Annotated in this window: 14 protein-coding genes and 2 pseudogenes; 12 read left to right on the top strand and 4 right to left on the bottom strand. The window is 69.6% G+C overall.

Going from position 1 to position 9,769, the window contains the following annotated elements:
* Positions 1-65 precede the first annotated feature (65 nt).
* Positions 66-758 (top strand): MgtC/SapB family protein, encoded by a 693-nt coding sequence (locus Q0379_RS13885; protein WP_299009789.1) that lies wholly within the window; start codon positions 66-68, stop codon positions 756-758.
* Between the two features lie 49 nt (positions 759-807).
* A complete protein-coding gene (locus tag Q0379_RS13890) occupies positions 808-1,740 on the top strand; it encodes a nucleoside hydrolase (RefSeq protein ID WP_299009792.1) in 933 nt (310 codons plus the stop codon).
* Here the strand turns inward: Q0379_RS13890 and Q0379_RS13895 are convergent.
* The 3 genes from Q0379_RS13895 to Q0379_RS13905 form a co-directional block, all read right to left on the bottom strand.
* Positions 1,737-2,141: a GFA family protein gene (locus tag Q0379_RS13895; protein ID WP_299009795.1), complete on the bottom strand. Its 405-nt coding sequence runs from the start codon at positions 2,139-2,141 to the stop codon at positions 1,737-1,739. The genes Q0379_RS13890 and Q0379_RS13895 overlap by 4 nt on opposite strands.
* Positions 2,142-2,196: 55 nt before the next feature.
* Positions 2,197-2,478 (bottom strand): hypothetical protein, encoded by a 282-nt coding sequence (locus tag Q0379_RS13900; RefSeq protein WP_299009798.1) that lies wholly within the window; start codon positions 2,476-2,478, stop codon positions 2,197-2,199.
* Positions 2,479-2,539: 61 nt separating this feature from the next.
* Positions 2,540-2,839, bottom strand: coding sequence for a hypothetical protein (locus Q0379_RS13905; protein WP_299009802.1), 300 nt, complete (start codon positions 2,837-2,839; stop codon positions 2,540-2,542).
* Between the two features lie 101 nt (positions 2,840-2,940).
* On the opposite strand from Q0379_RS13905, the gene ruvC reads away from it, so the two are divergent.
* From ruvC to tolB, 9 genes and pseudogenes are all read left to right on the top strand, one after another.
* On the top strand, positions 2,941-3,462 hold the full coding sequence (gene ruvC, locus Q0379_RS13910; protein WP_299009805.1) for a crossover junction endodeoxyribonuclease RuvC: 522 nt from the start codon (positions 2,941-2,943) through the stop codon (positions 3,460-3,462).
* Positions 3,459-4,079, top strand: a complete 621-nt coding sequence (ruvA, locus tag Q0379_RS13915) for a Holliday junction branch migration protein RuvA (RefSeq protein ID WP_299009808.1) — start codon at positions 3,459-3,461, stop codon at positions 4,077-4,079. The genes ruvC and ruvA overlap by 4 nt, the downstream gene beginning before the upstream one ends.
* A gap of 151 nt (positions 4,080-4,230) precedes the next feature.
* Positions 4,231-5,271 (top strand): Holliday junction branch migration DNA helicase RuvB, encoded by a 1,041-nt coding sequence (gene ruvB, locus Q0379_RS13920; protein WP_299009811.1) that lies wholly within the window; start codon positions 4,231-4,233, stop codon positions 5,269-5,271.
* A complete protein-coding gene (locus tag Q0379_RS13925; protein ID WP_299009813.1) occupies positions 5,261-6,127 on the top strand; it encodes an FtsW/RodA/SpoVE family cell cycle protein in 867 nt (288 codons plus the stop codon). The genes ruvB and Q0379_RS13925 overlap by 11 nt, the downstream gene beginning before the upstream one ends.
* Positions 6,124-6,570, top strand: coding sequence for a tol-pal system-associated acyl-CoA thioesterase (ybgC, locus tag Q0379_RS13930; RefSeq protein WP_299009816.1), 447 nt, complete (start codon positions 6,124-6,126; stop codon positions 6,568-6,570). Before Q0379_RS13925 ends, ybgC begins: the two co-directional genes overlap by 4 nt.
* A gap of 119 nt (positions 6,571-6,689) precedes the next feature.
* Positions 6,690-7,382 (top strand): protein TolQ, encoded by a 693-nt coding sequence (tolQ, locus tag Q0379_RS13935; RefSeq protein ID WP_299009820.1) that lies wholly within the window; start codon positions 6,690-6,692, stop codon positions 7,380-7,382.
* Between the two features lie 4 nt (positions 7,383-7,386).
* Positions 7,387-7,911, top strand: a complete 525-nt coding sequence (locus Q0379_RS13940; protein ID WP_299009823.1) for a biopolymer transporter ExbD — start codon at positions 7,387-7,389, stop codon at positions 7,909-7,911.
* 7 nt (positions 7,912-7,918) lie between these two features.
* Positions 7,919-8,734, top strand: a complete 816-nt coding sequence (locus tag Q0379_RS13945) for an energy transducer TonB (protein ID WP_299009825.1) — start codon at positions 7,919-7,921, stop codon at positions 8,732-8,734.
* Between the two features lie 32 nt (positions 8,735-8,766).
* A pseudogene (gene tolB / locus Q0379_RS13950) lies at positions 8,767-9,165 on the top strand (Tol-Pal system protein TolB); the annotation flags it as partial.
* Between the two features lie 105 nt (positions 9,166-9,270).
* Here tolB and Q0379_RS24235 read toward each other — a convergent pair.
* A pseudogene (locus tag Q0379_RS24235) lies at positions 9,271-9,573 on the bottom strand (hypothetical protein); the annotation flags it as partial.
* On the opposite strand from Q0379_RS24235, the gene Q0379_RS13955 reads away from it, so the two are divergent.
* On the top strand, positions 9,506-9,769 hold a 264-nt coding region (locus Q0379_RS13955; protein WP_299009827.1), incomplete at its 3' end, for a hypothetical protein. The pseudogene Q0379_RS24235 and the gene Q0379_RS13955 sit on opposite strands and share 68 nt — an antisense overlap.

Below are 9,769 nucleotides of genomic sequence, written 5' to 3' on the forward strand. Positions count from 1 at the left end.
CTTTGGGCCACCCTCTCCCGCAAGGGGAGAGGGATCACGAACCGCTTTACGCCGTTACAGCCCTCATGGCCTGGCTGTCCCCCGCAGACTTCCTGCCCATTCTCGGCGCGCTGGTCGCCGGCGCCGTCATCGGGTTCGAACGCGAGTATCGCGCTCGGCCGGCGGGCCTTCGCACCCATGTCCTGGTCAGCCTGGCCTCGGCCCTGCTGATGCTGGCCGCCGTCCATCAGGTGCGGTGGATGAGCGACACGCCGTCCGACGTCTTGCGTATCGATCCGGTTCGCATGGCCCACGGCGTGTTGACCGGCGTCGGCTTCCTGTGCGGCGGGGTCATCTTCCAGCAAGGCGTGTCGGTGCATGGCCTCACGACGGCGGCCTCCCTGTGGATAACTTCGGCGATCGGGACGCTGTTCGGCGTCGGGCTCTACGACCTGGCGATCGTCGGCACGGTGCTGGCGGTGGCCACCCTGAGCGCCGCGCGATGGCTGGACCATGGCTTGCCGCAAAAGAACTACACCGAGATCAGCGTCCGTTCGCGCCGCGAGACCCCGCTGGACGAGGAGGAGCTGCGCGGCCTGATGGCAGACTACGACCTCAAGGGCATGAGGCTGAACCACAGGCTTCGGGAGGGCGGCGCGGTGTTTGAACTGGCGGGCGCGTTTTCGGGCAAGGGGGCGCTGCGGCTGCGCGAGGTGGCTCATCGGCTGCGGTCCGATCCGCGCGTCGTCGAGTTCGACATTCTGCCGCGCAAGGATTGAGGCGCCGCATCGTCTTCTCCCCGTGATCCCGCCCGGCTAGAGTGGCGGGATGGTCCTGCGGGTTCACATCGACACCGATTGCGGCGTGGACGACGCCCTGGCGCTGGCGCTGCTGGCGCGCGCCCGGCAGGCGGTCGAGGTGGTCTCGGTCTCGGCCGTGTTCGGCAACACCTATGTCGATCAGGCGGCCGCCAACGCGCGCGGCGTGCTGCGCCTCGCCGGCTGCGGGGCCGAGGTCTATATCGGCGCGGGTTCGGGTCTCGCCAAGCGCCGGGTCGAACGGATGCGGCCCGCTCACGGCGTCGACGGCCTGAACGGCGCGGGTTTCTCCCAGCGCTGGAAGCTGCCGGAGCTGGAGCGCGGCCATTCGGCGAACTTCCTGGCCTTCGCGGCCCGTCGAAAGGTCGCGGGCCTGTTCCTGGGACCGCTGACCAATCTCGCCAAGGGCCTGCTGGAGGATCCCGCCGCCTTCCGCGACTGGCGCCCAACGATCATGGCCGGCGCCTTCGCGGTCGAGGGCAAGGCGGCGGGCGGCGCCGACTTCAACAGCTGGAGCGATCCGGAAGCCCTACAGCGCACGCTGGAGGCCGGCGTCATGCCGCGCCTGATGCCCCTGGACGCCAGCCATCTGGTCGAGGTGACCGCGGCCGACCTGGCGCGCGGCGCCGATTGCTGCGGCTCGCCGTTGTCGGCGCGCCTGACCAAGGCGGCCGGACCTTACATCGCCTTCCACAAGGGAGTCTGGGGCGGCGAGGGCTGTCGGCCGCACGACGCTGTCGCCGCCGCCAGCCTGATCGCGCCCGAGGCCTTCACCTTCGAGCCGGCCCGGCTGCGGGTCGCCGTCGAAGGGCCGCGTCTGGGGCGGGTCGAGCGGATCGACGGCGCGCCGAACGCCGAGGTCTGCACGGGCCTCGACGTCCAAGCCGTCCGTCGACTGATTGTCGGCGGGTTGTTCGGAGCCCAGGCGGTGGAGGCGGCCTAGCCTGGCGGGTTTCGCTCGAATTGCATCGCGCCCTCGTGCGGCTGATGCCACGGCGGCGCGCTGGCCATCCACATATCGGCCTGGACCTTGAAGTCCGATGCGTCGTCCAGCCCTCCGACCTTGACCGCCACCATCCCGCGGTTCTTGTCAGGCCGCGAGAAGACGTGGACCCCGCAGGTCCCGCAGAAATAGCTTCCGCCGCTGGTTTCGCTGGCCTTGAACACGCGAGGCTCGCCACGCGTGACCGTCAAGGAGTCGGCGGGAAACACCATGGTCAGGTTTGGCGAACCGCCCGCCACGTACTGGCAGTCCCGGCAGTGGCAGGCGATGTGGAACATCGGCGCGGCCGACATCTCATAGCGGATCTCGCCGCAGCGGCAGCCACCGGTTCGCGTCGTCATGCTTATCTCCCTCGCCGGAAGATTATTGGCGTGGGCCGACGCGCGACGGCAAGGGCTAGTGCGGCTGGCCCCACTGCGCCGCGCGCTCGCGGACCAGGTCGCGCATGAACTGGTCGAGGTCAGCCAAGCGCTGGTCCATTTCCGAAACCGGCACGCCGTTCCAGATCGCGTGGTCGTAGGCCGAGCGCGCCTCTTGCAGGTTCTCGCCCGCGCGGTACCGCTCGACGATGTGGAGGGTCTCCAGCAGCTTGGTGGGACGGTCGATCTTTTCGTGCTTCATCGACCAGTAGCTGACCATGTACTCGGCCAGGATTCCTTCGTCCGACGTACTGACCATCGGAGTCTCCCTAATGCTCGCCGCTAGATAGGAAGCCCATCGCGGGTCGCCAGGGTTTGGATCAAATTCCGCCGGCGGCTTTCCATTCGTCTTCGAACATCGCCGCGGTGATCGGCGTCAGCGTCAGGCGCTCGCCCTCGTGCTCGGCGACGTGGCCCTCCAGCAGGTTGGCGGCCATGTCGCGGAACGCGCCTTCGACCAGGCTGGCGCCGAACTCGGCCTGCGCGCAGGCGCGGCGGCCGTCGGCGAAGACGTCGATCAGGCGCGGCACGCCGCCCCGGCCATCCACCTCGTAGAAGATGGCGACGGGGTCGTCGCTTGGCGGATGGGTCCAGTCGCAGCGGAAGTGGGAGACGATCATGGAGGCGTTTTCGACTCGATGGGTTCCCGGCGCAAGAGTGAGCGGCGTTTACGAGTCGTTAGGGAAGTCAGGGCTTTTCCTCGGGGGCGGAAGCGAGGAAAGTGCGAGAACACATGATGAACGCGAATCGCACGCCCATCCGCATCCTCGGCCTCGATCCGGGCCTTCGCCGCACCGGCTGGGGCGTGCTGACGATCGACGGCGCGCGTATGAGCCATGTCGCCCACGGGGTCATTGTCCCCGACGAAAAGGCCGACTTCGCCCAGCGCCTGCTGCATCTGTTCGAGGGCCTGACCGCCGTGATCGAGCAGCACCGTCCCGACGAGGCGGCGGTCGAGGAGGTGTTCCTCAACACCAACGCCCAGTCGACCCTGAAGCTGGGTCACGCCCGCGCCGCCGCCCTGATCGCCCCGGCTCGCGCCGGGCTGCCGGTGGCGGAGTACTCCACGCGCCTGGTCAAGAAGGCGGTGGTCGGCACCGGCGCCGCCGACAAGGCCCAGATCGGCTTCATGATCGCGCGCCTGCTGCCGACAGCCGGCAAGACGACGGCCGACTGCGCCGACGCTCTGGCCGTCGCCATCACCCACGCCAACCTGCGCGCCGCCCACCGGAGGGTCGCATGATCGGTCGCCTGAGGGGCGCTGTCGCCGAGGTCGGCGAGGAAGAGGCCCTGATCGACGTCATGGGCGTCGGCTATGTCGTCCGCTGCGGCCATCGCACGCTGCAGCGCCTGCCGGCCCTGGGCGAGGAGACGCTTCTCCATATCGAAAGCCAGTGGAGCGAGAGCGCGGGCTTGCGGCTCTATGGCTTCCTGACCCGCGAGGATCGTCGCGCCTTCGTGCTGCTGCAGGCGATCCAGGGTGTGGGGCCCAAGGCCGCCATGGCGGTGCTGGACGTGCTGTCGCCGGCCGAGCTGGCCTCCGCCGTCGCGCGCGAGGACAAGGCCGCCGTCGGCCGCGCCAATGGCGTGGGCCCCAAGCTCGCCCTGCGCATCGTCACCGAGCTGAAGGACAAGCCGATCACTGACGGGCCGGTGCTGATGACCGCGCCCGCCGCCAGCGCCGCGTCCCCGGCCCCCGCCAAGCCCGCCCCGACCGGAGACGCCGTCGCAGCCTTGATGGGCTTGGGCGTGGCCGAGGTGAACGCCCGCCGCGTCGTCGAGGCCGCCGCCGATCGCCTGGGTGAGGAGGCCACCGTGCAGGCCCTGATCAAGGCCGGCCTGCAGGAGCTGGGCCGATGAGCGCTGTACAAAGCCCTTCCCCCTTGATGGGGGAAGGGTTGGGATGGGGGTGGTTGGGCGCTGGCCTGATGCGCCGTCGCCAGCAGACCCGTCCTAGTCACCCCCATCCCCAACCCTTCTCCCATCAAGGGGGAGGGGGGAGGATCGCGCCATGACCCGCGTCATCTCCGGCGAGCCGCAGCATGGCGACCTCGCGCCCGCCGACCGCGCCCTGCGGCCCCAGACCCTGGCCGAGTTCGTCGGCCAGGAGCAGGCCAAGGGCAATCTCCGCGTCTTCATCGAGGCCGCCAAGGGACGGGGCGAGGCCCTGGACCACGTGCTGCTGTTCGGCCCGCCGGGCCTGGGCAAGACCACCCTGGCCCAGATCGTCGCGCGTGAGCTGGGCGTGAACTTCCGCGCCACCTCGGGCCCGGTGCTGAACAAGCCCGGCGACCTGGCGGCGATCCTGACCAATCTGGAAGCCAACGACGTCCTGTTCATCGACGAGATCCATCGGCTGTCCTCGAACGTCGAGGAGATCCTCTATCCGGCGATGGAAGACCATGTGCTGGACCTGGTGATCGGGGAGGGGCCGTCGGCGCGCTCGATTCGCATCGACCTGGCGCCCTTTACCTTGGTGGCGGCGACGACGCGGGCGGGCATGCTGGCGACGCCCTTGCGCGACCGCTTCGGCATCCCGATCCGCCTCGAGTTCTACACCCCGGCCGAGCTGCGCCATGTGCTGCAGCACGCCGCCCGCAAGATGGGCGCGCCGCTGTCCGACGACGGCGCCGACGAAATCGCCAAGCGGGCCCGGGGCACGCCGCGCGTCGCCGGCCGCCTGCTGCGCCGAGTCCGGGACTTCGCCACCGCCGACGGCGCGACGATCATCGACCGCAAGGCCGCGGGCTTGGCCCTGGCGCGGCTAGAGGTCGACGAGAGCGGCCTCGACAGCCTGGACCGCCGCTACCTGCGCGCCATGATCGAGCACTATGGCGGCGGGCCCGTGGGTGTGGAGACCATCGCCTACGCCATCGCCGAGGCCCGCGACGCGGTCGAGGACGTGATCGAGCCCTATCTGATGCAGCAGGGCTTCATCCAGCGCACCCCGCGCGGCCGCATGGCCTGCGGCAAGGCCTATCTGCACCTGGGCCTGACCCCGCCCGTCGCCCCGCCGGGGCAGGCGCAGGGAGGTCTGTTCGATGAAGGGTAGCGGCCTGCGCGCTATCCAGCTGTTCACGGCCGGTCTGGCCGCCGTGAGCGTCGCCGTCTCCCTGGCCGCCATCGGCGCGGCTGGCGGGCCGCGCAACGCCTTGATCGTCCAAGGGCTCTCCGCCGTGCTCGCCCTCGGTCTGGCCCTGCTGGTCGGGCGCTTCTGGCGGCGCGCGCGCTGGCGGCTTTGGGTGCTGATGGCCGCCTGCGCCATGGCCCTGGTCCTGACGCTGATGAACGGCGTTTCGCTGGAGGGCGCGAAGCGGTGGCTGGCGCTGGGACCGGTTCAACTGCACACGGCGTCGATGGTCCTGCCGTTCGCGGCCTGGGCCTTCGCCAAGGGCTTCGGCGACCGTCGCGTGGCGCCGATCGCGGCCCTGGTCGCGTTGCTTCTGCTGTACCAACACGACGCGGCCTCTTCGCTGGCCTTCGCCCTGGCGCTCGCGGCGGCGACGCTGGTGGAGCGTCCGCGTCAGCTGACGCCCTGGGCGTGCGTGGCGATCGGCGCGCTTCTGGCCTATGCCGCCTGGGTCGAGCCAGACACCCTGCCCGCCGTGCCCTATGTCGAGGGACTTCTCGCCAATACGATGAAGGCCAATCCCGCGCTTGGCTTCGTGGCGGGCGTTTTAATGATCGTCCTGCCCGCGCCATTCCTGGCTGTGGCTCAAGCGCGACCCGAACGTCGCGCCGAAGCGCTGGCGCTGGCGGCTCTGTGGACCGGCTGGATCGCCGGCAACCTGTTTGGAAACTATCCCGCGCCCGTTCTAGGCTACGGCGCCGCGCCGATCCTGGCCTGGGGTTTGTCCCTGGGTCTGGTGCTCGGCGATTCCGTCAACCTGGACCCGCCCGCGTCATGATCGAACCCACCGCTGGCGTCTTCGAAGACCGCGAGCACCAGCTGCCCGTGCGTATCTACTACGAGGACACCGACTTCACCGGCGTCGTCTACCACGCCAATTACCTGCGCTATCTGGAGCGGGGGCGCAGCGACTTCTTCCGGGCGGTCGGCATCTCGCACAGCGAGCTGGCCCAGCAGGACACCGGCTTCGCGGTCATCCGCATGGAGCTGGACTTCAAGCGCGCGGCCAGGATCGACGACGCCCTGGTGGTGCGCACCCTGTACGAGCGGGTCGAGGGCGTGCGGCTGCATGTCAGCCAGCGGATCACGCGCGGCGACGAGACGATCCTGGAGGCCAAGGCGGTCGCCGTCTGCATCAGCCTTTCGGGCCGTCCGCGACGGCCGACGGCGGAGATGACCGCCAAGCTGGCGCCCTGGCTGGCGCAGCCCGGCGAAGCTTAAGGCGCCGTCCCCATTTTTTCGGATCGATCGACCCTCGTCATAGTTTCACCCAAGCGCCGCTTCATGCCATACGGCGCACACCTGTCCTGATCAGACGCCCCAACGGAGCCCTATCCCGCATGGACGCCTCGGCCGCCGCCCCCAATTTCTCGTTCTTCGCCCTGTTCATGCAGGCCGACTGGGTCGTCAAAGGCGTGATGATCGGCCTGATCCTGGCGTCGCTGGGCTCGTGGGCCGTGATCCTGGACAAGCTGTTCCGGTTCAACACCCTGAACCGCGCGGCCGACCGCTTCGAGGAGCAGGTCAGCGGCGGACGCTCGCTGGAGGACGTGGCCGGCGAGGCCGGCGCCAATCCGCCCCACGCCCTGCCGCGCATGCTGCAAGCGGCGCTGAAGGAATGGCGCGACGCCAAGGCGCGGCCGATGACCGAGAACCAGACCGCCTTCCTGGTCGCCCGCATCGACCGCATTCTCGACACCATGATCGCCCGCGAGACCGCCAAGGTCGAAGAGGGCCTGGGCAGCCTGGCGATCGTCGCCACCGCCAGCCCTTTCATCGGCCTGTTCGGCACGGTCTGGGGCATCATGCACGCCTTCCAGAACATCGCCCTGTCGAAGAACACCTCGCTGGCGGTCGTCGCCCCGTCGATCGCCGAGGCCCTGTTCGCCACGGCCGTCGGCCTGATCGCCGCCATTCCGGCCTATATCGCCTACAACAAGTTCTCGACCGACGCGGGCAAGTACGGCGGCCGCCTGGAAGGCTTCGCCGACGACCTGTCGACCGCGATCCAGCGTCGCCTGACCGAGCGCTAAGCCGATGGCGATGTCCTCCAACGACGCCTTCGCCACCGGGGGCGGCCGAGGCCGCCGCCGTCGCGGCCGCCGCACGCGCGGAGCCCTGTCCGAGATCAACGTCACGCCGCTGGTCGACGTGATGCTGGTGCTGCTGATCATCTTCATGATCTCGGCCCCGCTGCTGACCGCCGGCGTGCCGCTGGAGCTGCCCAAGACCGAGGCGGCGGCTCTGCAGAACCAGGAAGAGCCGATCACTGTCTCGATCCGCAAGGACGGCGGCATCTTCGTCGGCGAGACCCAGATCCCGTTCGAAAACCTGGCGCCGCGCATCAGCGCCATCGCCGGCGACGGCTATGACAAGCCGATCTTCGTCCGCGCTGATGGCGGCGCGACCTACCAGGTCGTCGCCCAGGTGATGGCCGGCCTGTCGAACGCTGGCTTCAACAAGATCAACCTGATCACCGAGACGGGCGGCCCGTCCTCCGGCGCGGCCCCGCGCGACGCCAAACCGGCGACGGACGCGGGCGACCTGCGGCCGGCGCAGTAGGGGCGGCATGATCGCCCGCCGCGAACAACGGGTCTCTCCGGCCCTGCTGGGCTCGATCGCGCTGCACGGCGCGGTCGCGGCGCTGATCGCGTTCGGCCTGCCGTGGAAGTCGTCCAAGCCGATCACCATCGGCGAGTCGGTGCCGGTGACCATCGTCACCAACGGCCCGACCAACGTCCGCCCGGCCGAGGAGGCCCCGGTCGAGCAGACCGCCCAGACGCCCGAGCCCGAGCCGCAGGCCACGCCGCAGCCGCCGGCCCCGACGCCCGCCCCGACGCCGACCCCCGCGCCCGCGCCGCCGCCCAAGCCGACGCCGGTCCCCAAGCCCGCGCCGACGCCCAACCCGCCCAAGCCGACGCCCCAGCCGAAGAAGAACGACAACGACTTCTTCGCCTCGCTGGAAGCCTCCATCGCCAAGACGAAGAAGGCGACCGGCAAGCCGACCTCGAACGCGCCGAAGGGCCCCGCGCGGCAGGAGACCTCGGTCTCGGCCCGTCCGGCCCTGGGCGCCGCCACCGGGCTCTCGGCCGCGGCCCTGGGCCGCCTGCAGGGCGAGGTGCAGGACCGCTGGAACCCCAACTGCGAGGTCGAGGGCGGCGCCAACGTCAATGTCCGCGTGGTGTTCGTGATCGGCCCGGGCGGCCGCGTCGTCGGCCAGCCGGAATCGCCGGGCACGTCCTCGCCCGACCCGGTGGTCAAGGCCGCCTCGGACCGCGCCATCCGCGCGCTGTTCGCCGCCTCGCCGTTCGCCTATCTGCCGCCCGATCTGTACGGTCAGAAAATCGCCCTGAACTTCAACGCAAAACAGGCCTGTTCGCGTTGATGTCCGGAAGGAACGACAAGAAGGAGACTCCGATGCGCTTCCGAGCCCTGTTGCTGATGGTCGCCGCCCTGATGAGCGGCGCGGCCTTCGTCACGCCGGCCGCAGCGCAGATCGAGGTCGACATCAACGCCGGCGCGGTCAAGCCGCTGCCGATCGCCATCCCGGCCTTCTCGGGCGCGACGCGCGGCGCCGAGATCGCCCAGGTCATCAGCGGCAATCTCGAGCGCTCGGGCCTGTTCCAGCCGCTGAACGTCTCGGGCGTCCCGGACAAGCTGGCCGACGTCAACATCCAGCCGCGCTTCCCCGACTGGCAGGCCACCGGCGCCCAGGCGCTGATTAACGGCCAGGTCACGGTTGGCCCCGACGGCGGGCTGCGCGTCGACTTCCGCCTGTGGGACGTCTTCTCCCAGCAGCAGCTGCTGGGCCTGCAGCATGAACAGCGTGTCGTCCATGGTGTAGGCCTTGCGATAAAACGGCAGCAGCAAGAGCAGCGCCGGAAAGATGGTCAGCATGGCGACGGCGTTGAGCAGAAGCCCGAGGCCGGCCAAGACGCCCAGCTGATTGAGCCCCTGATAATCCGACAGCCCGCAGGCGATGAACACCGCCGCTGGCCCAAGAGTGGCGACGATCGACGGGCCGGCTAAGCGACAGCTGGTGGTGCGGACGGTGGTGGCGATATCGGCCGGCGACGCCTGTCCGGGGAGCGCCGCAAGCTCTTCGCGCAGGCGACTGTAGAGCTGAATCGGCAGGTCGATGCCAATTGCCACCAGGATGCTGGAAAAGGCCATCGACACGCCGGACGGCGGCCGCGCCGCCTTCGATCCGGAAACGGACCTCATCTTCGATTTCAAGACCCTCCTGCCGCGCCACACCAATGCGATGCGCCGTCGACAGCGTCGAAAGAAGCGGCCTGACCACCTGCGCCGCAATCGGCGGGTCCAAAAGCCCGCGATCCGGCTTCTGCCACTCGTCGAGCAGATCTTGCAGCAGTCGCAGCGTCCCCAGCTCGTGAATCAGAAAGCGCGATCCGTCGGA

It is taken from the genome of uncultured Caulobacter sp., assembly GCF_937900395.1.
In the GTDB taxonomy this organism is placed as follows: domain Bacteria; phylum Pseudomonadota; class Alphaproteobacteria; order Caulobacterales; family Caulobacteraceae; genus Caulobacter.

Bases quoted from the DNA above. Each gene is read 5' to 3' on its own strand.
- Q0379_RS13885 (WP_299009789.1), top strand. From the start codon at position 66: ATGGCCTGGCTGTCCCCCGCAGACTTCCTGCCCATTCTCGGCGCGCTG.
- Q0379_RS13925 (WP_299009813.1), top strand. From the start codon at position 5,261: ATGAAGGGTAGCGGCCTGCGCGCTATCCAGCTGTTCACGGCCGGTCTG.
- ruvA (WP_299009808.1), top strand. From the start codon at position 3,459: ATGATCGGTCGCCTGAGGGGCGCTGTCGCCGAGGTCGGCGAGGAAGAG.
- Q0379_RS13940 (WP_299009823.1), top strand. From the start codon at position 7,387: ATGGCGATGTCCTCCAACGACGCCTTCGCCACCGGGGGCGGCCGAGGC.
- Q0379_RS13890 (WP_299009792.1), top strand. From the start codon at position 808: ATGGTCCTGCGGGTTCACATCGACACCGATTGCGGCGTGGACGACGCC.
- Q0379_RS13905 (WP_299009802.1), bottom strand. From the start codon at position 2,839: ATGATCGTCTCCCACTTCCGCTGCGACTGGACCCATCCGCCAAGCGAC.
- ruvB (WP_299009811.1), top strand. From the start codon at position 4,231: ATGACCCGCGTCATCTCCGGCGAGCCGCAGCATGGCGACCTCGCGCCC.
- Q0379_RS13895 (WP_299009795.1), bottom strand. From the start codon at position 2,141: ATGACGACGCGAACCGGTGGCTGCCGCTGCGGCGAGATCCGCTATGAG.
- Q0379_RS13900 (WP_299009798.1), bottom strand. From the start codon at position 2,478: ATGGTCAGTACGTCGGACGAAGGAATCCTGGCCGAGTACATGGTCAGC.
- tolQ (WP_299009820.1), top strand. From the start codon at position 6,690: ATGGACGCCTCGGCCGCCGCCCCCAATTTCTCGTTCTTCGCCCTGTTC.
- ybgC (WP_299009816.1), top strand. From the start codon at position 6,124: ATGATCGAACCCACCGCTGGCGTCTTCGAAGACCGCGAGCACCAGCTG.
- Q0379_RS13945 (WP_299009825.1), top strand. From the start codon at position 7,919: ATGATCGCCCGCCGCGAACAACGGGTCTCTCCGGCCCTGCTGGGCTCG.